31 protein-coding genes are annotated in these 24166 nt (G+C 28.1%); 7 read left to right on the plus strand and 24 right to left on the minus strand.

Annotation, left to right across the window (positions count from 1 at the left end; all coding sequences use genetic code 11):
- Positions 1 to 14: 14 nt before the first annotated feature.
- A complete protein-coding gene (locus BT997_RS06560; RefSeq protein WP_072680655.1) occupies positions 15 to 1316 on the minus strand; it encodes a serine dehydratase subunit alpha family protein in 1302 nt (433 codons plus the stop codon).
- Positions 1317 to 1419: 103 nt separating this feature from the next.
- On the opposite strand from BT997_RS06560, the gene BT997_RS06565 reads away from it, so the two are divergent.
- The 7 genes from BT997_RS06565 (at position 1420) to BT997_RS06595 (ending at position 7584) form a co-directional block, all read left to right on the plus strand.
- The gene (locus BT997_RS06565) at positions 1420 to 2253 is read left to right on the plus strand and encodes a LysR family transcriptional regulator (protein ID WP_072680656.1); all 834 of its coding nucleotides are present in this window, start codon (positions 1420 to 1422) and stop codon (positions 2251 to 2253) included.
- Positions 2254 to 2309: 56 nt separating this feature from the next.
- Positions 2310 to 3113, plus strand: a complete 804-nt coding sequence (locus tag BT997_RS06570; protein ID WP_072680657.1) for a shikimate dehydrogenase — start codon at positions 2310 to 2312, stop codon at positions 3111 to 3113.
- 211 nt (positions 3114 to 3324) lie between these two features.
- Positions 3325 to 3621, plus strand: coding sequence for a c-type cytochrome (locus tag BT997_RS06575; RefSeq protein ID WP_083568522.1), 297 nt, complete (start codon positions 3325 to 3327; stop codon positions 3619 to 3621).
- A 15-nt stretch (positions 3622 to 3636) separates the two neighbouring features.
- Positions 3637 to 4911 (plus strand): NAD(P)/FAD-dependent oxidoreductase, encoded by a 1275-nt coding sequence (locus BT997_RS06580; RefSeq protein WP_258239439.1) that lies wholly within the window; start codon positions 3637 to 3639, stop codon positions 4909 to 4911.
- 121 nt (positions 4912 to 5032) lie between these two features.
- Entirely contained in the window at positions 5033 to 5668 is a 636-nt protein-coding gene (locus BT997_RS06585; RefSeq protein WP_072680659.1) for an HPP family protein, read from the plus strand.
- A 102-nt stretch (positions 5669 to 5770) separates the two neighbouring features.
- Entirely contained in the window at positions 5771 to 6403 is a 633-nt protein-coding gene (locus BT997_RS06590) for a UPF0323 family lipoprotein (RefSeq protein WP_072680660.1), read from the plus strand.
- Positions 6403 to 7584 (plus strand): glutathionylspermidine synthase family protein, encoded by a 1182-nt coding sequence (locus BT997_RS06595; protein ID WP_174247216.1) that lies wholly within the window; start codon positions 6403 to 6405, stop codon positions 7582 to 7584. The genes BT997_RS06590 and BT997_RS06595 overlap by 1 nt, the downstream gene beginning before the upstream one ends.
- An 11-nt stretch (positions 7585 to 7595) precedes the next feature.
- On the opposite strand, the gene BT997_RS06600 is transcribed toward BT997_RS06595, so the two are convergent.
- The 23 genes from BT997_RS06600 to BT997_RS06710 all read right to left on the minus strand — a co-directional run bounded on the left by BT997_RS06600 (position 7596) and on the right by BT997_RS06710 (position 24136).
- Positions 7596 to 8342, minus strand: a complete 747-nt coding sequence (locus BT997_RS06600; protein WP_072680662.1) for an MBL fold metallo-hydrolase — start codon at positions 8340 to 8342, stop codon at positions 7596 to 7598.
- 17 nt (positions 8343 to 8359) lie between these two features.
- Positions 8360 to 9037 carry an endonuclease/exonuclease/phosphatase family protein gene (locus BT997_RS06605; RefSeq protein WP_072680663.1) on the minus strand — a complete coding sequence of 226 codons (678 nt, stop codon included), beginning with the start codon at positions 9035 to 9037 and terminating at the stop codon, positions 8360 to 8362.
- Positions 9030 to 9560: an AAA family ATPase gene (locus BT997_RS06610; RefSeq protein ID WP_072680664.1), complete on the minus strand. Its 531-nt coding sequence runs from the start codon at positions 9558 to 9560 to the stop codon at positions 9030 to 9032. Before BT997_RS06610 ends, BT997_RS06605 begins: the two co-directional genes overlap by 8 nt.
- Before the next feature lie 14 nt (positions 9561 to 9574).
- On the minus strand, positions 9575 to 10207 hold the full coding sequence (locus BT997_RS06615; RefSeq protein WP_072680665.1) for a DapH/DapD/GlmU-related protein: 633 nt from the start codon (positions 10205 to 10207) through the stop codon (positions 9575 to 9577).
- 59 nt (positions 10208 to 10266) lie between these two features.
- Positions 10267 to 11406 carry an alpha-D-ribose 1-methylphosphonate 5-triphosphate diphosphatase gene (locus BT997_RS06620; protein WP_072680666.1) on the minus strand — a complete coding sequence of 380 codons (1140 nt, stop codon included), beginning with the start codon at positions 11404 to 11406 and terminating at the stop codon, positions 10267 to 10269.
- A complete protein-coding gene (gene phnL / locus BT997_RS06625) occupies positions 11406 to 12095 on the minus strand; it encodes a phosphonate C-P lyase system protein PhnL (RefSeq protein ID WP_072680667.1) in 690 nt (229 codons plus the stop codon). Before phnL ends, BT997_RS06620 begins: the two co-directional genes overlap by 1 nt.
- 10 nt (positions 12096 to 12105) lie before the next feature.
- On the minus strand, positions 12106 to 12942 hold the full coding sequence (locus tag BT997_RS06630; protein WP_072680668.1) for an ATP-binding cassette domain-containing protein: 837 nt from the start codon (positions 12940 to 12942) through the stop codon (positions 12106 to 12108).
- Positions 12939 to 13769 carry an alpha-D-ribose 1-methylphosphonate 5-phosphate C-P-lyase PhnJ gene (locus BT997_RS06635; RefSeq protein ID WP_072680669.1) on the minus strand — a complete coding sequence of 277 codons (831 nt, stop codon included), beginning with the start codon at positions 13767 to 13769 and terminating at the stop codon, positions 12939 to 12941. Before BT997_RS06635 ends, BT997_RS06630 begins: the two co-directional genes overlap by 4 nt.
- Complete coding sequence (locus BT997_RS06640) at positions 13766 to 14845, minus strand: carbon-phosphorus lyase complex subunit PhnI (protein WP_072680670.1); 1080 nt, start codon at positions 14843 to 14845, stop codon at positions 13766 to 13768. Before BT997_RS06640 ends, BT997_RS06635 begins: the two co-directional genes overlap by 4 nt.
- Positions 14845 to 15381 carry a phosphonate C-P lyase system protein PhnH gene (gene phnH / locus BT997_RS06645; protein WP_072680671.1) on the minus strand — a complete coding sequence of 179 codons (537 nt, stop codon included), beginning with the start codon at positions 15379 to 15381 and terminating at the stop codon, positions 14845 to 14847. Before phnH ends, BT997_RS06640 begins: the two co-directional genes overlap by 1 nt.
- An 8-nt stretch (positions 15382 to 15389) precedes the next feature.
- The gene (locus BT997_RS06650) at positions 15390 to 15803 is read right to left on the minus strand and encodes a phosphonate C-P lyase system protein PhnG (protein ID WP_072680672.1); all 414 of its coding nucleotides are present in this window, start codon (positions 15801 to 15803) and stop codon (positions 15390 to 15392) included.
- Complete coding sequence (gene phnE, locus BT997_RS06655) at positions 15804 to 16661, minus strand: phosphonate ABC transporter, permease protein PhnE (protein ID WP_072680673.1); 858 nt, start codon at positions 16659 to 16661, stop codon at positions 15804 to 15806. It abuts the gene before it with no gap.
- 47 nt (positions 16662 to 16708) lie between these two features.
- Entirely contained in the window at positions 16709 to 17572 is an 864-nt protein-coding gene (gene phnD / locus BT997_RS06660) for a phosphonate ABC transporter substrate-binding protein (RefSeq protein ID WP_072680674.1), read from the minus strand.
- Between the two features lie 26 nt (positions 17573 to 17598).
- On the minus strand, positions 17599 to 18333 hold the full coding sequence (gene phnC / locus BT997_RS06665) for a phosphonate ABC transporter ATP-binding protein (protein ID WP_072681017.1): 735 nt from the start codon (positions 18331 to 18333) through the stop codon (positions 17599 to 17601).
- A 24-nt stretch (positions 18334 to 18357) separates the two neighbouring features.
- Positions 18358 to 19080: a GntR family transcriptional regulator gene (locus tag BT997_RS06670; protein ID WP_143145166.1), complete on the minus strand. Its 723-nt coding sequence runs from the start codon at positions 19078 to 19080 to the stop codon at positions 18358 to 18360.
- A gap of 161 nt (positions 19081 to 19241) precedes the next feature.
- Positions 19242 to 20189 (minus strand): tetraacyldisaccharide 4'-kinase, encoded by a 948-nt coding sequence (locus BT997_RS06675; RefSeq protein WP_072680676.1) that lies wholly within the window; start codon positions 20187 to 20189, stop codon positions 19242 to 19244.
- A gap of 4 nt (positions 20190 to 20193) precedes the next feature.
- Positions 20194 to 21330: a DegT/DnrJ/EryC1/StrS aminotransferase family protein gene (locus BT997_RS06680; protein WP_072680677.1), complete on the minus strand. Its 1137-nt coding sequence runs from the start codon at positions 21328 to 21330 to the stop codon at positions 20194 to 20196.
- Between the two features lie 4 nt (positions 21331 to 21334).
- Positions 21335 to 22096, minus strand: a complete 762-nt coding sequence (locus tag BT997_RS06685) for an NAD+ synthase (protein WP_072680678.1) — start codon at positions 22094 to 22096, stop codon at positions 21335 to 21337.
- Between the two features lie 23 nt (positions 22097 to 22119).
- The gene (locus tag BT997_RS06690; RefSeq protein ID WP_072680679.1) at positions 22120 to 22335 is read right to left on the minus strand and encodes a hypothetical protein; all 216 of its coding nucleotides are present in this window, start codon (positions 22333 to 22335) and stop codon (positions 22120 to 22122) included.
- 1 nt (position 22336) lies between these two features.
- Positions 22337 to 22564, minus strand: a complete 228-nt coding sequence (locus tag BT997_RS06695; protein WP_072680680.1) for a (2Fe-2S)-binding protein — start codon at positions 22562 to 22564, stop codon at positions 22337 to 22339.
- The gene (locus tag BT997_RS06700; protein ID WP_072680681.1) at positions 22557 to 22787 is read right to left on the minus strand and encodes a bacterioferritin-associated ferredoxin; all 231 of its coding nucleotides are present in this window, start codon (positions 22785 to 22787) and stop codon (positions 22557 to 22559) included. The genes BT997_RS06695 and BT997_RS06700 overlap by 8 nt, the downstream gene beginning before the upstream one ends.
- The gene (locus BT997_RS06705) at positions 22788 to 23543 is read right to left on the minus strand and encodes a TerB family tellurite resistance protein (RefSeq protein WP_072680682.1); all 756 of its coding nucleotides are present in this window, start codon (positions 23541 to 23543) and stop codon (positions 22788 to 22790) included.
- A 23-nt stretch (positions 23544 to 23566) separates the two neighbouring features.
- Positions 23567 to 24136, minus strand: a complete 570-nt coding sequence (locus tag BT997_RS06710) for a hypothetical protein (RefSeq protein ID WP_072680683.1) — start codon at positions 24134 to 24136, stop codon at positions 23567 to 23569.
- Between the last annotated feature and the right edge of the window lie 30 nt (positions 24137 to 24166).

Consider the following 24166-nt stretch of genomic DNA (forward strand, 5'->3'; position numbering starts at 1 on the left):
GTAAGTATTTTTATCTATTTTTCCATACCCATCTTTTTTTCTGATTGCATAATATTTAAAATCACTTCATCTGTCTTTTTCATACCTTGTTGAGATAATATACCAATATTTTTTATTGTTTTTTCAACATCTGAAGAAATAATACCTTCTCCCTCATGTAAATATTTATTATTTAAAGCAAGCATAGAAGAATCAAATGCAGCATAAATACCAGTTGCAATTTTTGTAGCACAAGAAGCCTTTGCCCCATCACAAATTACTCCTGAAACATTTCCTAGACTATTGGTTATTGAATTTGCAACTGTTTCATAATCTGCATTTTCTAAAAATGATATAGCACCACTTACCGCACTTGCAGCACACATTACTCCACAAAAAGCTGAAAGTCTTCCAACATTTGTCTTTAAATGAATAGTTGTTAAATGTGAAAATATTAATCCTCTGATTAATTCTTCTTTTGAAAGTTTTTTTTCTTGGCAATATTTAATAACTGGTAAAGAAGCTGTCATACCTTGGTTTCCACTACCACTTGTAGTCATTACAGGTAAAGAACATCCACTCATTCTTGCATCACTTCCAGCAGAAGTAAAAGACACGCATTTGTTTCTAATATCTTTCCCATACAATCCTTCATTCATATTTTTTTGAATTAAACTACCAATATTTACCCCAAATTCTTCATTTAACCCAGCATTTGCAATATTTGAATTCATATTTATAACTTGATTAAATATCTGTTCTACTTCTTTAATATCTATCTTTTTTGCTAGACTATATATTGATTCTATGCTTAAAATAGATCTATCTTCATTAGTAGTTTTAAAATCAAAATCATTACATATTTGATCAATCAAAACTTCTGAATTTCTTTCAATTCTTGTTATATTTGTATGAAAGTGTTTTATTTCAACTAAGGAACTCTCTTTTTCATAGAAAGCCTCAACTCTTATATAAAGTTTTACATCTGTATTATCATGAATTACATTAATTTGACTATTCTCTAAATACTCACGTGCTTTATTTATATCACCCTCTTTTAAAGAACTTATAACCATTAATTCTTTATTACAATCTCCAGCACTAACTCCTAAAGCAATAGCTGATTCTATTCCTACCATTCCGCCACTATTTGGAATAGTTACTGATTTAACATTTTTTATCATATTACCAGAGACATAAATATCAATTTTTTGAGGTAATACTCCTAAAATCTCCTTTGCCTTTGCACTTACATAAGCTATAGCTATTGGTTCTGTACAACCAAGTGCTGGTACAATTTCTTCTTTTAATATATTTAATATCTTTTCATTTTCCATAATAATTCCTTTTTTCAAAGTCTAAATTTAAGAATTATTGTATTACTATAAGTTAAGCCATGTCAAATAATGCATAATTATTGATTATATAAAGGATAGTTATATGGATTCAAATCTCCTAAAAGTTTTTGTAGCTGTTGCAGAAAAAAAGAGTATTAGTTTAGGCGCAAAAAAACTAAAAGTTACGCAAACAAATGTTAGCCTTAGAATAAAACAATTAGAAAAAAACTTAGGCTTTGAATTATTTCATAGAGTACCAAAAGGTGTTCTACTTACAAAAGAAGGAGAAAAACTTTTACCTTTAGCCCTTGAAATAGTAGGAAAAATAAAAGAAGCACAAAATCAAATACGAAATATTAAAAAACAAAACTCTCTTATAATAGCTTCAACATATTCAAATACAAAAATGAGGCTTATCCCTTTTTTAAAAAAATTAAATAATGATTATCCAAATACCAAACTTGAATTAGTTACAAATAATACAATTGTAATTAAACAATTACTCTTAGAATATAAAGTCGATGTAGCTTTTATAAATAATGAACCAAAACATGAAGAAATTGCTTTATTAAAAAGATTTGAAAATGAACTATTATATGTTGAGTCAAAAAGAAAAAACTCTAATAAGACAATAATAGGACATGAAGATGTTTGTGCCTTTTTTAATGGTTTAAAAAAATATTATGAATACTTAGAAATCCATGATTATGAAATCTTAGAACTAGCAAATTTTGAAGTTATATTAGCTTGTGTGGAATTAGGAATGGGAAGTACTTTATTACCTAAGTCCATTGTTAAGAAATATGGATATTTAAGCAAAGTAAAAACTACTAAAATAGATAAAAGTATTGTTGATATCCCAACTTGCTTAGTATGTAGGAAAGATAATCTACCTCAAATAAGTAACTATTTAAAAAAGATTTCTTTAGAAGAATAATACTTTAATTCTCTCTTATTGAAATTTGGCTAAAATCGCCTCTTTAAAGGATAAAAATGTCAGAGAAAAAAGAAACTTTTGTAATATTTGGAAATCCAGTAGCTCACTCAAAATCACCACAAATGCACAATGCAGGTTTTGAAAATATTGATTATGATGGAGTATATAAAAAACATCATTTAGAAGATGGAAATACAATAAAAGAGGTATTTTTAGAAAACAATTATGAAGGTGCGAATATCACTGTACCACATAAAGAGTTTGCCTATGAAAATGCAGATGAAGTAAGAGGTCTTGCAAATGAAATAAAAGCTGTAAATACATATATAAATGAAGATGGAAAAGTTATAGCATATAATACAGATGCCCCTGGTTTTTTATATGCAATAGAAAGTTTTGGCGAGATAAAAAAAGTACTATTATTAGGTGCAGGTGGTACTGCAAAAGCTATTTCACTTGCTTTGCAACAAAGTGATATAGATGTTACTGTTTTAAATAGAAGCGAAGGAAAATTATCTTTTTTTAAAGAGCATAATATAAAATCTTCAACTTGGGAGAATTTTGTTCCAGAAGAGTATGATTTAATTGTAAATTCTACAAGTGCAGGATTAAAAGATGAATATCTTCCTTGTCCTGAAGAAATATTAAATCAAGTTTTAAAAACTGCATGCTGTGCTTTTGATTGCGTATATGGAAAGATAACTCCATTTTTAGCAAAAGCCAAAGAAAATGGTTTAAAAATAAAAGACGGCGAAGATATGCTTCTTTATCAAGGTGTTCTAGCTTTTGAATATTTTACTAAAGCAAATACTGATGAAAGCACAATTGAAGTAATGAGAAAGGCATTAAAAGATAATTAATTTATCTTTTTGCCTATCATACTTAAAATTTATCTACTATTTAAATACACTTTCTACTTAATAATATTATAAAAAACTCATATAAGAAATAATTATATTCTAAAGACAAAATTTAATAACTATTCTTAACTTAAACTTAAGGTAAAATGATTAATATTTACGTAACGCTTTTTTAAGAAGCAAATATCTAGGGAAAAGTAGGAGGGGAAGAATGAAAAAGATAGCAGCAATGTTATTTTGTCTATGCAGTTTAAGTTATGCCGTAGAGTATGACCCATTACAAGGACAAATGTTATCACTATCATGTGCATCATGTCATGGTACGGATGGGAAGTCTATTGCCGTAACACCTTATATTGCAGGCATGGGGAAAAATACTATGTATAGTATTTTGTTAGGATACAAAAATGGTCAAAGAAAAGGAACTATGATGCAAAAGCACGTTAAAGGCTTTAGTGATGCAGAATTAGAACAAATTTCATATTACTTTTCAAAAATTGAAAGATAAGAGGATAGTATTATGATGAATAGAAGAAATTTTAATAAATTACTTGTAAGTTCAGTTGCACTTTCTTTTACTGCATGTAGTAGTCTAACTAGTGTTTCTTTACCAAAAGATAAAAAAAGAGTTGTTGTCGTTGGTGGTGGCTTTGGAGGAGCTACTGCGGCTAAGTACCTTAAAAAGTTTAGTCCTGAGACAGAAGTAATTTTAATAGAACAAAATGAAAATTATTACACATGTCCATTTGGAAATACTGTAATTGCAGGGATGAATGATATTGAATATATCAAACATGATTACAAAACTTTAGAAAGTAAATATAAAGTTCAAGTAATTCATGAAAAAGTAGCAAAAGTAGATGGAGTTGCACATACTGTTATTTTAGAAAATGGTGATGTAATTCCTTTCCATAAAGCAATTGTTTCTCCAGGAATTGATTTTAAATATGAGAAGGGTTATGTAGAAGGTTCAGAAATGTATTCACCACATGCATACAAAGCAGGACCACAAACAACTCTTTTAAGAGAACAACTTGAAGGAATGAAAGACGGAGGAACATATGTAATGGTTTCACCGCCAAATCCTTTTAGATGTCCTCCTGGACCATATGAGAGAATCTCTTTAGTAGCTCATTATCTTAAAAACAATAAGCCAAACTCTAAAATCATCATTTTAGATCAAAAAGCTAAATTTTCTAAACAAGGTTTATTCCAAGAAGGTTGGGAAAAACTTTATGGTGATATGATTGAATGGAGAAGTGTAGAATTTGGTGGAAAAGTAGAAAAAGTTGATCCAATGAAAAAAGAAATTACTACTGAAGATGAAGTTGTAAAAGCAGATGTGCTTAATTATATTCCTTCTCAAAAAGCTGGAAAACTAGCATTTGATTCTGGTCTTACAAAAGGAGATTGGTGTCCTGTTAATACAAAAACATTTGAATCAAGAATAGTAAAAGATGTTTATGTAATTGGGGATGCATCTATTGCTTCAAAAATGCCAAAATCTGGATTTTCGGCAAACTCACAAGCAAAAATAGCTGCACTTCAAATTACAAGAAAATTAAGAAATAAACCAATTGTAAATCCTCCTAAACTTGCAAACACTTGTTATAGTTTAGTTGCTCCAAATTATGGGATTTCAGTTGCTGCTGTTTATGAGGCTCACGAAGATAAAATTATCAAAGTTCCTGGAGCAGGAGGACTTAGTCCTATGAATGCTAGTGAAGGATTTAGAGCAACAGAAGCAGAATATGCGGTAGGATGGTATAAAAACCAAACAGCTGATATGTTCTCTTAAAAAATCAAGATACTCTATTTAGAGTATCTTGTCATCATCCAAATAAAATATTAAATTTTCTTATTTATAAAAATAAATCCATTCACATGGTATAATCAATAAAATACTTGTAGGATATAAAATGTTTGCGATATACAGAAATGGTAGTGTTGGATTTAGAAATACAATTGATAACTTATATGAAATAAAAAAAACAGATGCTCCAGATAAAGTGGAAATGAAACCAAATGATGATACTTTATTTCAAGAATTTTTAACTTCAAATGATAAAAAAAACTCTTCAAAAGAAAAAGAAGCTATAAATGCATATAAAAAAATCGCACATATTGACACTTCTGAACAAGTATATCATGTAAAAGATATCATGACTAAAAATTGTATTTGTATAAAAACAACAAATACTTTGATTGAAGCCTATGATAGATTAAAAGATTATCAAATAAGTCAAATTCCCGTAATCGATGAAAATCAAAGAATCATGTCACTCATAAATAAAAGATTTATATTAAATCTTATAATAGAAGATATAGACAATGCAAGAACTATTTTAGACAAAAAAATAGAAGAGGTATATTTACCAGAGCTTATCACAACTGACCCTATAACAGATATAAGAAGAGTAGCAAAAGTAATAGTGGATTTTAAATTAAGTGCAATTCCTGTTGTAACACAAAAAGATATTTTAATAGGAATTGTTTCAAAAACTGATATATTAAAAGCTGTTGCTAAATTACCTAATTTCCAATTATGGTCGTAAAGGCTAAAAATAATATATTATTTACTTCATCTATTTTATAGTAACAATTTAGTAGTATATCAAAAATATTTTACGTGTAAATAAGTATATAAGGACAATTAATTGAAAAAAAGAAATCATATTAAAAAAATATCAAACTACGCAATGGTAGGTGGACTAGGAGCTATTTTAGTAACTGGACTAGTTGGATGTGAAGATAAATCAGCTAACCAACAAAGCCAAGGTCAAAATGATGCTTTTTCTAATGCAAGCCAAAAACAAGGTGCCTTTGTAATTATTGAAGAATCTGCTGATGGAAGATATGTAATTGCAGATGAATTTCCAGCTTCTAAAACAACTATCGTTTTGAGAAAACCTGATGGTTCAGAAAGAATCCTTTCACAAGCTGAAATTGATGCTCTTGTAAAAGCTGAAGAAGTAAAAATTGACAATGGTACTTCTGCTTTAACAAACCCAGAAATGTCAAATGGTGGATTAGGATTAGGTGGAGTACTTATGTCTTCAATTGCTGGTGCACTGATTGGTTCATGGTTAGGAAATAAACTATTCAACAACCAAAACTACCAAAATCAAAGAAAAGCACAATACAAGTCACCACAAACATATAGTAGATCTCAAAGTTCATTTTCTAAAGCAAAAAGTTCGGCAAATAAATCAAGTGCATCTAAAAAAAGTGGATTTTTTGGAAATAAATCATCTTCTAGTTCTAAATCTAGATCATTTTTTGGTGGTTAATAGTGGAACTAAAAACTCTAGAACCATTAACAAATGAATATTTAGAATCAATAGGATTCTCATGGCATACAGATAGTGATGAAACATCATATATTTCAAATCAAGTTGTACAAATTAGTGAAGAAGAAGCTAATGCCTATTATGAAGCAGCAAATGAATTATATGAAATGTTTTGCGAAGCTGGTGAACATATAATTGAGAACAACTTATTTCATGAAATAAATATCCCTTTTAATTTAGTAGAGACTATTAAAAACTCTTGGGAAGAGGATGTTCATTGGCATTTATACTCAAGATTTGATTTAGCTGGAGGAATTGATGGAGTGCCGATTAAATTAATCGAATTCAATGCAGATACTCCAACTTCACTTTTTGAAACAGCAATTGTACAGTGGGCAATGTTAAAGAAAAATGGTTTAAATGAAGCTAGTCAATTTAATAATCTTTATGATGCATTAAAAGACAATTTTAAAAGAATTATAACTTTAGATTCAGATATAGAAAAATTTGATGAATACTATCAAAAACTTGGATGGAAAATACTATTTTCATCAATTCAAGGTAGTTCTGAAGATGAAAATACAACTAAACTTTTACAACATATAGCAAATGAAGCAGGCTTTAATACTGACTTTGAATATATTGATCAAGTAAACTTTAGTGATGAAGGTATTTTTAAAGCAGATGAAGGTTTTGAATTTTGGTTTAAACTTATTCCGTGGGAAGATATTGCAATTGATGAAAATGAATTAGCAGTTTATTTAAATGAAATTATTGCAAACAAGAAAGCAATTATTTTTAATCCTGCATATACTTTAATGTTTCAATCAAAAGGTTTTATGAAAATATTATGGGATTTATATCCAAATCATCCCCTACTTTTAGAAACATCATTTGAGCCATTAGAAAATACTAAACAAGTAGAAAAAAGATGTTTTGGTAGAGAAGGGGCAAATATTGCTATTGTAAATGCAGATAATTCTCTAGATGTTAAAACAGATGGTGAATATGAAGGTCATAAAGCAATCTATCAAGAATATATAGAATTTCCTAAAGATGAAGAAGGAAACTATTATCAAGCTGGTGTATTTTACGCTTATGAAGCTTGTGGTCTTGGATTTAGAAAAGGTGGAAAGATTTTAGATAATATGTCTAAATTTGTAGGACACATCGTAAAATAGGTTTTAAAAGCCTATTTTACATCAAAATCAAAAGAGTCACTTGGCTCAATATATCTGTACTTTAATTCAATTTTATTTTTTTTAATATACTCTTTTGTAGAATGAGAAATATGCATTAGATATCCATTTTTGACTTTTAAATCATCTAAAATTTCACTTGCTTGTAAATAATTTAAATGATTGCCTTTAGTTTTTCTTTCATCATAACAGGCATCAATAAAAGCAAAATCAATATCTTGATTCTTTAAAAACTCTAAACTATCTTTTTCTAAACCAAAACAATCTGTTAAATAAACCATTGTTTTAGTTTTATACTCAATACAGTACCCCAGAGTATTTTTAGAATGTTTTAAAGGAATAGCCCTTATAGAAAAATCACTAAAATCCAATTTTTTAAAAGCTTCAATTTGATTATAAGTTATAGAATGATTGTATTTAAATAAGTCTGAAAAACCCATATCATCTTTTGGATGATAACAATCTATTTTATCAGTTGAGTGTCTAAGCCGTAAAAGTCCTAAACAATGGTCAGCATGAAAATGAGTTAAAAAGATTGCTTTAATTTTTTTGCCATCAAAAATATTAGATATATTTTCAACTCCTGCATCAAGTAAAATAACACCATCTTCAAACTCTAAATAAGCATTTGTAGAAAGATTTTTTATACTTTTTCCTCTATACTCTTTACAAATAGAACAAGAACAATTATGTACAGGTATACCTGCACTATCGGCACTTCCCAAAAATCTCAATTTCATTTTCTAATCCAAATATACTAAAATTTAAAAGTATTAAGTAAACAATAATGGTCACTAAAATCTTTTAACATAATTTTACTCTCAATATTTAGTTTTAAATCACTTTTATAAAAAATATAATCTAAAATCACTTTTTCTTGATGAGTAAAGTCTTTATTTATATCTTCAAAACCATTTTCTTTTATTATATTTATTTCATTATATAAAGGCAAGGCATTTAAATCACCACAGAAAAATGCAATGTCATATTTATACTTATCTATCTCTTTAAGTATAGTTTTAATCTGAAAAACTCTACTTGTACTACTTAAATGACACAAATGAGTATTTATAAGTAAAGCTTTCTTATCTTCAAATTCAAACTCAACAAGTTGACAAGCACGCTCTTCCTCTTGGGTTTTTTTAAAATATATTTCATCTAAAAGTTTCATTTTATATTTTGAAAGAATAGTTAAGTTTGAGCTAGATAACTTATTATTTCTTAGTTTTACTCTAGTAGGCGTAGTTATATAGTTATAATCAAGTTCTACATTTATAAACTTACTACTTGAAAAAGTAGAAGAACAATAGTCTTCTTGAAAACAGATAATATCAAACTGATTTTTTCTTAAATTATTTGGAATTTCTTCTATTCTTTTAGGAAATTCCCCATCATTTTTCCATAAATTATAAGTTGCAACTTTTAAGTTACTCATTTTCTATACTTTTCAATAACTCTAGAAATTTTTTTGATGTAATTTCTAACTTCTCACTATTATCAAACTCTATTAAATTTTTTGATTCGATTTTTTGATAACTTCTATTTAATCTTTTTTCAATCTCTTCTTTACTTTCTCTGCCTCTATTTTCTAGTCTTCTTCTCAAATTTTCTTTTGAAACAGATATATTAATAGTATATACATTATCATATGAGTTTTCAAAATCCTTTACTTTTGACCTTGATATAGAGATTATATTTATACCATTTTTAATAGATTTCTTTGCAATACCATAATAGTTTCCATGAGCATTCCATGTAGAGATAAAAAAACTATTATGTTTTAATATCTCAAAAGCATATTCATCTAAATAAAAGTTATCTTCACTCTTACAAGGTTTTCTTGTAATATACCTATTTATAAAGTTAAAACTACCATCTAAAGATTTTCGAACTTCTTTTAAAAGAGTGTCTTTCCCTACTCCACTAGGACCAACAATTAAGACAATTTTAGTATTCATATTCTCTACTTCTTTTAATATTTATAAATAAATTCTCTGATATCTTTCAAGTCATCAATTCTACTAGCAATTTCATCATGGGACCAATCCCACCAAGCTATCTCTTCAAGCCTATTAATTATATCTTTAGTAAATCTATACTTCATTATCTTTGAACTTACTCCTGCAACTATAGCATAGGAAGGTACATCTTTGGTTACAACTGCATTCGCGCCAATTATTGCACCATTGCCAACCTTTATACCAGGCATAATTACAGCCCCATGCCCTATCCAAGTATCATGACCAATTTTTACTTGTTGAGTTTTTCTATAATTAAAAAAAGCTTTGTCATCTTCACCAAAACCATACATTTCCCGTCTATACAACAAATGATGTTGACAAGGCATTTCATAAGGATGAAAACCTGGGTTTATTCTAACTTGAGCTGCAATATTTGAGAATTTTCCTATTATAGTATTTGCTATTTGAGTATATTCACTAACATAAGAATAATCATCAATAATTGTATCACTAATATTTGCAAAATCTCTTACTTCTGTATACTTTCCAAATGAACTATTTTGAATAATTGCATTTGGAAAAATATAAGGCTTAAGTCCTAATTTTACTTTTTTTTCAGAATTATAACTTTCTATTTTTGTCATTATATCTTACCTCTAAATGTAAAATACTTCTATATATAGTTACCATATTTAGCTCCTTATTAAAGTTTAAATCCTCTGATTGCATTATAAATTGACTCTCCATCTTTTAAAGTTAAAACAACTTTTGGAAGATTAGTATCATCAATTACTATAATATCTGCTCTTTTATCTTTTTTGATTACACCTCTATCATCAAGATTTGCATAACTTGCAGGAGTACTTGTAATCATAGAAAATCCTTGTGCCAAATCTAAATTTGCATCTTCTTTCATTCTATAAACTGCTTGAAGCATAGAAGTTGGGTGGTAATCAGAACATAAATATTTACATACATTTTCGCGTACAAGTTCAATTGCTGCAATATTCCCACCTTGACTTCCACCTCTTACAATATTTGGAGCACCCATACCAGTTGCAATTCCTTTGCTAACTGCATATTTTGCAACATCTAAATCTAAAGGAAATTCAGAAATTTGAACACCTAAATTTAAAAGTCCATCAAGTTTTTCAATACAATCATCATCATGACTTAAAAGTGTTATATTATTACTTTTTGCAAAAGTGATTAAATCATTAATTTTCTTTTCATCTTTATTCATTTTCTTTTCAACTACACTGTTAAGTTCTTCATCATTTAAACCATAATATGTTCCATAATATTTTTTAAAAGACTCTAAAGATTTAAACTGACCTTGTCCTGGGCTATGATCCATTAAAGAAAGCATTTTGACCATACCCTTAGATATAATATTTTTTATTGGTTCAACTGCTTCTCCCGCGCTTAACTCAAATCTTGCATGAACAAAGTTATCAACACCTAAATGTTTTTTATTAGCTTCATAAATTTCTTCAATTTGATGTTTTGCTAATTCAATACTTCTTTTCTTTTTAGGATTTTCTTCAAAACCAATAGCATGAAACATTGTAGTAACACCAGCCATTGATAATTTTTTGTCAAGCTCTGCTACGGCAAGTTCTACAGGGAAAGTTGCACCTGGTCTTGGTTCAATCTCTTTTTCAATCGCATCTGAATGTAAATCAACTATCCCTGGTGCAATTTTTCTATCACCTAAGTCAACTGCAACATCATTTGATCCATATTCATCGACACTTTTTATAAATTCACCTTTTATAACAATATCTGCAGGTACAAACTTTTCATCTATTAATACATTTTTACTTCGTAAAATAGTTTCCATTAACTAACCCTTTTTAATTCATATATTGAATCACTAATTATTTTCATAGCCTCTAAATCATGAAAAATTCCAACCATACTAACACCTTGATTTTTCAAATCTTTCAATTTTTCAACAACTTTCATAGTATTTGTTTTATCTAAAGAAGCAGTAGGTTCATCTAATAAAAGCAAGCTTTTAGGGGCAATAATACCTTTTGCAATATTTACTCTTTGTTGCTCACCTCCACTAAATGTCAAAGGAGATAAATCAAATAACTCTTCTCTTATAGACAAGTATGCTAAAAGCTCTTTTGCTTTATCTCTTGCAACCTTTTCAGCTTCACCTTTTACAATTAATTGCTCACTTACAATATCAACAGCACTAATTCTTGGCAATATTTGTAAAAACTGTGAAACATAACCTATTTCATTTTTTCGTAAATTTAAAATCTGACTCTCTGTTGCACTTGCAATATCAATAGCTGAACCATCATCTTTGTAAAATAGTATATTTCCAGATGTTGTAGTATAAGTTCTAAATAGTGTCTTTAAAATTGATGATTTTCCAGCACCACTAGGTCCAAATAAAGAAAGAAACTCCCCTCTTTTTACTTCAAGATTAATATCTTCAAAACCTTTTACTTCAACCCCACCTCTGGTGTGAACTTTAAAAGATTTATTTAAATTTTTCACTTCTAATCTAATCAACGTTTATTCCTTATAAAATAGATGACACAAGTAGTTGAGTATATGGATGTTGTGGGTCTTCTAAGACTTGGTCAGTTAAACCTTTTTCAACAATTTGTCCATTTTTCATCACAACTGTAATATCTGTTAAGTGTTTTATTACACCTAAATCATGAGATACAACAATCATCGCAAAACCAATCTCATGTTGTAATTCTTTTATCAAATCAAGAATCTTAGCTTGAACTGATAAATCTAATCCTGTAGTTGGTTCATCTAAAAGTAATATCTTTGGATTTGAAGACAATGCTTTTGATATTTGAATTCTTTGTTGCTGTCCACCAGAAAAATATTCTGGATAATCATCAATTCTGCTTGTTGGTATTTCAGTTTTATCTAAAAAATATAAAGCTTTTTCCCTAATCTCATCGTACCTTTTATTTCCACTTCCTATAATCTTCTGGGCAATATTACCACCAGCAGAAAAGTTATAATTTAGTCCTAATCTTGGATTTTGATAGATCATTGACATTAAAGAGTTTCGTAAATATGACAATTCATTTAAAGAGGCATCTAAAATTGACTTTCTTACACCTTCTTTATTTACAAAATCTTTTATAAAAATATCTCCTAAACTTGCTTTTTGGTCTTGATAAATAAGCTGTAAAAGAGTAGATTTTCCACTACCACTTTCCCCAACTATTCCTAAGACTTCGCCTTTACTCAAAGTTAGATTAATATCATTTACTCCAACTACACTCTTACAAGTAGGACAAATAGAACTATTAAAATCAGCACCTGTATTATCCAAACAATTTGGACAAAACTTACCAAATACTTTTGATAGATTTTTTATATCTAAAATCATTTTTTAGCTCCATTTTTTAAATATGAATCACAATAATCTGTATCATTACAATAATAGTGCGTAATTCCATTATCATCATAGACTTCATCTAGAAAGGAATCTCTGCTACCACATCTTTGACAAGATTTATCTTCAAAGTTTTCTATTTTAAATTTTCTATCTTCAAACTTCAACGGCTCAACTTTTGTATAAGGAGGAACTGCATAAATCTTTTTCTCACGTCCAGCTCCAAAAAGCTGTAAAGCTTTATTATTATTCAACTTAGGAGTATCATATTTAGGAATAGGACTTGGATCCATTGCATATCTATCATGTACAATCACGGGATATCTATTTGAAATCCTACTATCTCCATACATTGAAGTATCTTCATATAATAAAACCCACAATTTTGAATAATCAGCATTTGCATGCATAATCTTTGCTTTTGCAGTATTTGGTTCAACTGTCTCTAAAATATCAGGCATAGGTACTTGATAAACTAATATTTGTCCCTCTTCTAAATCAATTTCAGGAATTCTATGTCTTGTTTGAATCAAAGTTGCTTTTTTAGTATCTGTTGTTGTATCTACATTTGTTACTGAAGATATAAAGTTTCTTATGTTTACGGCATTTACACTTCCATCACAACCTTGATCAATTACTTTTAAAGTATCTTTTTCATTTATTATTGATAATGTAACTTGTAATCCACCCGTTCCCCAACCTCTAGCAACAGGCATCTCTCTAGATGCAAAAGATACAATATATCCTGGAATGGCAATAGCTTTTAAGATAGAACGTCTAATCTCTTTTTTTGCTTCTTCATCTAAAAATGCATATCTCATTTTAAAGCTCCATTTAAATCTTTTTGATTTTGTTCTTCCACATATTTTTTAGCAGACTTAAATATTTGATAATCTGTTTGAAAAGTTACATAATGAGGTAACTTATAGTGATTAGCAAATCCAAATGATTCTATCCCATCAACATGATGCATAACCATCTCAAAATCACTTGCAACTATTTGCTCAGTTCCTACTGTATATGAGTTGTTATATAAAGATAAATCAATTATCGACATAGAGATTGCTTTTGTTTCATTTTTCCCAAAACAAAAACCAAATCCAGTAGTAAGTTTAGTATCGCCATTCTCATCTTTATTAAAAGTACCTGCACTCTCAACTGCTGTTGCTTCAATAGAACCTATTTTTACTTCTTTTTTTGTAAAAGGATGTGTAAACTTAATATCAAGTTCACCTATTCTTAAATCCCCAATCGTAGGATGAACATCTCCATATCCTCTCATAGAAGTATAAGCAAATCCCAAAAGAGTGCCACTCTCACCCCTACTCATTACTTGAAGAACTGAACTTCTTGGATATGGTGAAGTTGGAAAAACTCTTGTAATATCCCAAGGTTCTTCCTCTTTTGGTAATATTTTTATTAAATTATCATTTCGTAAAGGAGTTAAAGCAGAATCTATTACATTATCTTTATTTGAATACTCTTTTATATCTACTTTTTCATTTTTTAAATCAACTAAAAGCTTTATTTCATAATCATTTGATGCACCTAAAAGTTGTCCACCTTCAATATCTTTAAAAGCAGAAGATATTCGTCTACTTAATCTCATATCATTTACATCTAGCTCTTTACAAATACCTATTCTTTGACAAGAAGACCTATGAGCTCTTACAAAAAAAGAAGCATTTAATAAATCTCCTGCACTTCTTTTTATAGATTTTGAAGCTAGTTTCTTACTATAAAGCGAACCTTCACTCATAACTTTATCTATAGAAAAAGTAAGAGATTCAATCAAATCTTCATCATCAATTTTTTCACTTCTTTTAGTATAATCATTATAAAAATTGAGGGAGTTTTTTATAGCCTCTTCTCCACCTTTAATTGCATAGTAAGCCATTATATAACCTCTACTTTCGTAGTTCTACTTAAGGCTATTACTTCACCTTTTTTATTTAAAAAGAAAACTTCATTTCCTAAAGGATAAGATGAGTTCTTCTCATTAAAAAAATCTACAAAAGCGTTATCTATAGGTAAAGAGACATCTTTATATTCATTAATCCCTGGACCACTTAATCTTAAATTTAAACCTTCAAAATTCTTACACTTAAATATCAAAGTAGAAGAAAACTCAGGATCTTGAGCTGTTCCTATTTTTGACTTACTTAAAGAATATTCATTAATTTCATCACAAAAGATATAATCACTTGTCTCTACACTCTCTTCTTTTGCATTTGTTATTGCTTTAATTAAATTAATATCTTCATTACCATCATAAAAGAAACTAACTTCTGAATACAATAATGTATTTGCAACTGCTAATAAATGTGAATCATAAAGTGATTTTATTTTATTAACACTACCTGGCATAGATAGACTGTTTATAATTGATTTAAAATTATCTCTATTTAACTTTTCAATATCTACTGATTTCATAAATTACCTTACATTAAATCAAAAGAGACTCTAGTCGAGTTAATCTTTTGATTTTGTTTTTTAGTCTCTTTCATAATTTCTTTTTTTGCTTCTTTTAATAACTCTTTTATTTCATCTTTAAAAATATTTTTTTCAAAACAAGCATCTAAAACTGCAACATATAAAGATAGTTTTTCATTACTATCCATTACCATAGACCAGCCTTTAGTTTTTTCTACTTCAACAATTGTTGAAGTTACTAAAACTTCGCCTGAATAAAAACTACCTCCAGAAATAGGATCTTTTACAGGGACTAATAAAGTCTGTTCTGTAGGAGTCGTTAATATCCTTACATCATGATTCTTTTTTATTTTTTTATATAAATTTTGTAATTTATCTAACTTCACAAATTGTGCTAAGTCATTTACATCTTCTCTTTTCATTTAGATAAACCTTTTTCTAATTACTGCACTTATCTTGTCTAAAATCCAAACTGTTAAAACAATTACAATTATAATTGAACAAACATCTGCATTTTCAAAGGCTCTCATTTTGTCAAATAAATAAAACCCAATACCTCCAGCTCCTACAAAACCTAAAATTGAAGCACTTCGTACATCACTTTCAAATCTATATAAAGCCATAGATACAAAATGAGGCATTGTTTGAGGTAAAACTGCATATACAAGTACTTTTATAAAACCAGCACCTGTAGTAGTTAAAGCTTCAACAGGACCTGGGTCTATTGATTCATTTCCTTCACTTAAAAGCTTGGCTAAAACACCAGCAGTGTGAACACCAAGTGCCAAAATACCAGCCATTGGTCCTAATCCTACTGCACTTACAAATATTAAAGCCCAAATAATTTCATTGATTGACCTAAAAACATTTGCTACTAAAGTAGCACTTCCATATATCACTCTTTTAGAAAGCATATGAAAAGGTGTCTTTCCTGGAATTAAAATGTCTAATATATTTCTAGAACTCATATATGATAATGGAACTGCTACAATTATAGATATAACAAGAGCTACTACTGCCATTTGAATTGTTTCTAACATAGATAATGAATATGTTATTAAATCATCTTTATTTAAATTTGGAGGGAAAAAACCACTTCCTTCAATATTAGGATTTCCAGATATATATTCAACCATATAATGCCATCCATCAACTAGGGCGCCAAAGCTCATCTCCGTATCATTCCAACTTTGTATCAAAACTAATAAAAATAGAACTATTATTGCTGACTTATAAAATGAAAAAGGGTTACTTTTTGCTTTTAATTCTTCAACATTCATTATTTTTCCTTTTATTAAGTAAGCGTAAAACGCTTACTTAAAATAAATTACTTTTTATTTTTTAATTGTTTTTTTAATTTAATTAATTCTCTTACAGGATTATAAACTGCATCATCACCTTTAATAAAACCTTTATTTTTAAGTTTCTTTAAACCTTCTGGATCGTTATAAGAAAGGAAAGCACCCTTTAAAGCCATTTTTAAAGAAGTAGGTAAATCTTTTCTAGCTGCCATTGGAGCACCTGGAATTAAATCAGAAGTCCAAATTACATTAAAACCATCTTTTTCCCAATGTTTTCCAATACCTCTGTTAAAATCAAGATTATTTGTTGAAACAGCATCAATTCTTCCTGCTTTTACTGTTAGAATTGAAGCTTCATGTCCTCCTGAATATACAACTTTTGAAAAATATTTCTTAGGATCTATTCCAGCTTTTGAAAACATAACAGTTGGAACTAAAGTTCCTGATGTTGATTGTGAAGATGTAAATGCCCAAGTCTTACCTTTTAAATCTGCTAAAGTCTTTAAACCTGAACCTTTTTTACTAATGATAATACCTCTATAACCTGGTAATCCTGATTCACCGTCTACTTCAACTACTAATGCTTCCGCATTTGCTCTTTTTGCAGCTTCTACGTAAGATTTTGGGCCTAAATAAGCTACATCAATATGTTTATGTTGCATACCAGTAATAATACCCGTGTAATCACCTGCTAATTTCATTTCAACTTTAATACCTAAAGATTTTTCTAAATGAGTAGTTAAAGGTCCAAAATTTTCCTTCATTGAACTTGAACCAGCAACGGGAATTAATCCAAAAGTAATTTTATCTGGCCATTTTTCTTGAGCCATCATAGATGTTGTTAAACCTAATGCTAATGTAGCAACTGTAAGCTTTTTAATAAATTTCATTTTTATTCCTTGTTATTGATTATTTATTACACTGTTTGATTTACAGTGTAAATTTTTTCAACTAACTTATCAGTTAGTTTTTCACTGTTGTCATCAAAGACCACTGAACCATTATTAACACCAATAATTCTGTCACAGTACTCTTTGGCATACTCCAAATGATGAAGGTTAGTAATAACTGTAACACCATATGTTTTATTAACCTTCCTCAAAACTTCCATAACTTTTTTTGCACTCTTAGGATCAAGTGCAGAAACAGGTTCATCTGCAAGAATAATCTTTGGTTCAGCGGCTAAAGCACGTGCGATTGCAACACGTTGTCTTTGACCTCCCGAAAGTTCATCACATCTTTTTAATGAATGCTTTGTAATATCAACAATATCCATAAACTCTTTTGCCTTTTTCAACTCCTTTGCTTTATATAATTTTAAAATAGCCCTTGATAATGGAATATCTTTTAACATCCCACTTACTACATTATCAAGTACACTTAATCTATCAACTAAGTTATAACCTTGAAAAATCACTCCAACTTGCTCTCTTAATTTAATTAGATTTTTTTTCTTTATATTGTGTAAATTAAAGTCTAATACTTCAAAATTTCCATCAAAAACTTTTATTCCACCAGTTACAGATATAAGTAAAGTAGACTTACCAGCTCCACTTGGCCCTATAATCCCAATAAATTCACCCTTTTTAACTTTTAAACTAATATCTTTTAAAATTTTTTCTTTTTTATAACCTAAAGTAAGGTTTTTCATTTTTATCACTTTAATTTCTCCTAATTAAATTAAATCTACTTTGATTTTGCATGTATCTGCTCTAAAATATGAAGTTCCATATTCAACAAAGTTTCCATTCTGGTCTTTAGATAATGTACTTGCCACTAGTACGGGGGAATTTGATGGCATCATTAAAAATTCGCTTAATTCTTTATTTGCTACTATTGATTCAAATACAGTTGATACTTTTGTAACATCTAAAGTGGGATAAGATTTTTCTAAAACTTTATATAAAGAAAAAGGTTCATAATTAAGATTATTTACTATTTCTCTATATAAAAAAGCATCAAAATATGAGTAAGAAACTGAAATAGGTAAATCATTAACATATCGTAAAAGTTTCAATTCAATTACTTTTAGTTTGTTATTTAACCCAAGATTTTTTGCAACTTCTTCATTTGGTTCTATGATATCTGCACTTAAAAGTTTTGTTTTAGGTTCATACCCTAAATCTAAGATTTTTGATGTATATGAGCTTTTATCTGAAATAGAATAAGGAACTTTAATATTTGAAATAAAGTTACCTTTTCCCTTTTGAGTATAAATATAGCCTTCATCTTTTAATAAAGATAAAGCTTGTCTTACAGTATGTCTATTTACATTAAATTCATTAGCAAAATCATTTTCTGATGGTAATTTATCATTAGAGTTATACTTTTTATTTTCAATATTCTTCAAAATCTTTTCATAAAGTTTTATGTACATTGGTTTTTCAAGTTTTCTCACCAAAATCTTTCCTTAAAACTTGTCTATACAAGTCTGATTGGTGAAAGTATAAATGAGGAGTATTACAAAAAGATTACAACTTGTCTATACAAGTCAATGTAGTTGTATATATAAATATTTAATAAAAAGGGTAATTAAGGGGAAAAGCGTAGTATTAAATGTTATTTGTAAAGATTAATATAATCATCTATTAATTTTAGATTTACATCATTTTCAATCTGTAAACTCAAATCCATTAAAAATAAGTTTTTAAAATTGAAAGATTTTAATTTTACATAATCTTTTGATGTTGTAATTATTGCATAATCTTTATATTCATTTTTAATATATTCTACTTCGTCTAAAGTGAATGTATGATGATCTTCAAAAGCTTCCATCGTTGTACCTTCTGGTAAAAACTCTAAAAGTCTTTTAGGTTTTGAAATTGCTGTAACTAATAGTAGTTTTAAAGGTAAAATATCTACATATTCACCATCTTTACTGTAAGACACAACTCTTTTAAAATCTCGTCCTTCTTGAAGTTCAAGGTTTGCAAAAGCATAAGTCATTTTAGGCTCTCGATATCCTCCACTTGGTAAACAAAATAAATTTGTTGGTTCTTCTTTTGGACGAATTAATATATCAAATTTTTTTATATCATATTTTGAAAAACCATCATCTAAAAAAACTATTTTACAAGCTAACTCTTTAGCTTTTAAAATAGCTTCTTTTCTGTCTTCACTTACTATTATTGTAGCAGTTGGTAAAGATTTTGCTAGAAGCATAGCTTCATCACCGCTAGTTTTTATATTTTCTAATACTTTTCCATATCTTGATACAACATAAAGCCCCTTAGAAGCTCTTCCATAGCCTCTTAAAATAACACATACATCTTCATAGTTTTTTGCTAGATGTATTGTAAGGGGAGTTTTTCCACTTCCTCCAACTATAATATTTCCAATAGAAATAATAGGTATTCCAAATTCAATTGGCTTTGCTCCTGCTCTTTTAAATAAGATTATAAGCATATAAATTAAAGTAAATGGTAAAAGTAAAATAGAGATAAATTGTTGGAAAAGGTTTGGGAAGAAGAGATAATCTTCTACCCATAAAAAAAGCTTTTGCTTCAAATTGTTATACCCATTCAGAGGCAATTTCTATAATCTGGTCACAAATATAATTAACTTCATCATCCGTTAAACTTGGATACATTGGGATTGATAAAATTTGTTGATAAGAAGTAAGTGCCGAACTAAATGCCGTAATTTTGATAGAATATTTAGTTTTATAATAAGATAAAAGATGTAATGGAATATAGTTAAGTCCAGTAGCAATTCCTTTTTCTCTTAATGCTCTTGCAAAGGCATCTCTGTTTCTAGAAATCTTTATAATAAACTGTGTAAAAATATGTTCATCTTTATGATTTGGAATAGTTACATGTTTAATCTCAGATAATCTATCTCTATAAATTTTTGCAATCTCTTTTCTTCTTTTTATAAATTTATTTGTTTTTTTCAATTGAGCTAAAGAAAATGCTGCGTCAAGTTCAGAGATATCATATTTATGTCCAATATCTACTACATCATAAATATAATCTAAGTTACCAAAATCATCATATGTAGTTGTAATTGCGTGAGTTCTTAAAAGTCTTGCTCTTGTAGCTATTTCTTCATTATTTGTAACAATCATACCTGATCTACTAACTGAATATTTACCATTAGAAGGGTTTGTAGAAAAAATTGTCATATCAGCTCTTAAAGACCCTACAGTTTCTTCTTTATAAGTTACACCTAAAGCACAAGTTGCATCCTCAATCAAAATAATCCCATACTTTTCAGCAATATCATAAATTCTATCTAAGTCAGGCGTTTGTCCTGCAACAAAAGTAATTATTGCACCTCTAAGTTTTTTTGTTTTATTCTCTTCTAAAGCTTTTTCAAACTTATTTACATCGATATTCATATCATCTGTATTAATATCAATAAAAATAGGTTCTGCATCAAAATGTCTTACAACTTCTGGTACATTAACAAATGAGTTAACTGACATTAAAATTTTATCACCTCTTTTAAGTTTTATAGCACTTAAAGCTAAGTGAATTGCAGATGTCGCATTACATGTAGCAACTGCATATTTTGCACCTACAAAGTTTGCTATATTTTCTTCAAGTTCTAAAACTTTATTTTCATCTTTATTTAATTCTAATACAGTCTTTAATTGGCTAAGTTCTTCTTCACCGATAGAAGACTGATAAAAAGGTATATCTCTCATATTGTTAACTCCATTTTATATTTGCAATCTTAGGTAACTTACCTTTAAATGCATTTGCTTTTATTCTATATTCTAAGGTCTCAATTAATTTTTTATCATGACCTAAACTAATAATTTCTTCTTTGCTTTTAAATTCATCAATTAATAACTTTAATACAGTATCCATTTCTTTATATGAATATCCTAACTCTTCCTCATCACTTTGACCTTCCCAAAGGTCAGCACTTGGCTTTTTAGTTAGAATTGCTTCTGTTACACCCAAATACTTTCCAAATTCAAATTCATCACTTTTGTACATTTGTCCAATTGGATTTATCGCACAAGCAATATCACCAAAAATTGTTCCATATCCTAAAAGTAACTCACTTTTATTTGAAGTACCAATAACTATTGAATTATCTCTTGAAGAAGTATCATATAGTACAGACATTCTCATTCTTGCACTGTAGTTTCCTATTCGAAGTCTATCTTCATCCATATTCTCAATATATGCTTCAACCATAGGAGTAATAGATTTTATTTCATATTTAATATCAAATTTTTCACAAAGTTCTTTTGCATCATCAACACTAGCTTTTGATGAAAATTGAGAAGGCATAAGTACAGCACTCATGTTATCTCCAAAAGTTTCTTTACATAATATTGCAACGACAGCTGAATCTAATCCACCTGAAACTCCAACAGTAACTCTCTTTAAACCTGTTTTTTCTAATTCAGTTTTTAAAAACTCTTGTAATTGTTTTTTTATATTTTCCCAGTTTATCAAATATAATCCTTTAATAATTTTTATTATATAGAATCTTCCTTTGTTTTCTCATAAAGTTCATCTAAATAATCAAAAGTACTTTCCCTAATTTTGTTTTTCTTAATAATCAAATTATCTCTGATTGAAATAAGTTCCTCTAACTCAAAGTATTGTAAAAAATCTGGATTTATCTCAATGCTTTCTTCTTTGTTTGTAGATATTAAAACTTTAATCTCTTCTATTAATTCTTCTTTTTCCATTCTAACCTACAAATTTATTTATTATTTGGTCTATATAAAGTTCAAGTTTCTCTTCACCAATATCTTTTTGCGCACTTTGACAACACTTGCATGAAGTACCAGCATCAGTCAGTTCTCCAACTCTTTCAACTGTTGTTGCACCTTGTTCTTTTATTGCATAAATGATTTCACCTAAAGTTACATGTTTACATTTACATACCTCATATGAATGATGAAATTTCTTAGCCATATTTCACCTCATTAAAAATATCTTTACAATAAATTTTCTTTTTTACTTTTCCTAAATCAGCCTCTTCAAATACACAATGTCTACAATGAGTACCTGCACCTGTTACTTCTTGTAATTCTCTTAATGTTTCAATTTTTTTTATACTAATTGCATCAATAATCTCATTTAATTTAACTTTATGACAATTACAAACCTCATAATCTTTTTCAAAATTCTCTATCAATTAAATATTTCTCTCTTTTTTAATAAATTCATACGCCTCATTTATTTCTTGCAGTTTTCTTGTTGCTTCATCTATAATATTTTGACTTGCACCCTGTCCTGAAACAATATCTGGATGATGTTTTTTTACTAAAGTTCTATATTTTTTCTTTAATATATTATTGTCATCACTTGGACTTGACTCTAAAACTTCATAGGCTTTATCTAAGGATATTGCTTGTGAATTTTTTTGTTCTGCATAAAAATTTTCAAAAGTATTTATCAAGTTCTGAAAATCAACTTTATTAATTTTTAATGCATTTGCAATATCTTCTGTAATCATTAACTCAGTTTGAGAAAATTCTTTATCAATAAAGGCTAAATTTAATAAATATTCTATAATTTTAACACGTTTTTGGTAGTCATTTTTTGTTATTTTGTATAGTTTTTCACATATTTCTATAGTATTATCAAAACTTTCTTTCTCTTTTTTATAAATATCTTTTAATTTTTCTCTTATCTCTTCTGCATTTTCAAAATGCCTTGATATATCATTAAAAGTATGTTTTAACATTTGAGCTTCTAACTCACAAACAGAACCATCAGCTTTTGCAACTTTTGCCATAAGTGCAATTAGTAACCCAGCCTCGTGATTCATTAAATCACCATTAAAATTTTCTTTTATATCTAACTTTATGTTTTCAAATTTTTCTGTTTTATAATTTCTTGAAATAAAATATAAAACAACACCAACAATAAGTAAAAACAACAATTTCATTATAATCCTTAATAAATTAATGGCTAGATTTTATCAAAAAAACCTTGAAGTTCTAAGTGAAAGGAATCTCTTAATTTACGTATTTCTTTATTTCTATTCTTTATAGTTTCTTTAGTTAACTTTATATTCTCTCTAGGTGAAGATAATATATCGTTTCTATAATCAACTACTTTTCTAATCAATTCTTTAAATATTTTATTAGCATTATCCATATTTAATATATTTAATTTAGAAACAATTGCAAACTCATTTTTAATTGCATCTTTATATTCTTTATAAAAACCTCTAATCTCTTCTTTTTTACTTTCAGAAAGCTCTGAAAAATACTTACCTTCATTAACAGAAGTAATAGAATAAATCTTTCTAATAAAATTCTCAATTAATGAAAAATGATCTTCACTTCTTAATGCAATCTCTTCTAACATCTCTATTTGCTTAGTAGTCTTTTTAGAGATTCTCTCTTCTTTTAATTTATTTTTATGATTTAAATTAACTGTATAATAAGTAAAAGCACCTCCTATAATACTACCTAAACCAATTTTTATAGTAGTATCAAATAATTTTATCATTTCTAATGTTTCTTGCTCTGTCATCTATAACCTTTCTTATTAATAATAAATATA

This window comes from Arcobacter sp. LA11, from assembly GCF_001895145.1.
Taxonomy (GTDB): Bacteria; Campylobacterota; Campylobacteria; order Campylobacterales; family Arcobacteraceae; genus Halarcobacter.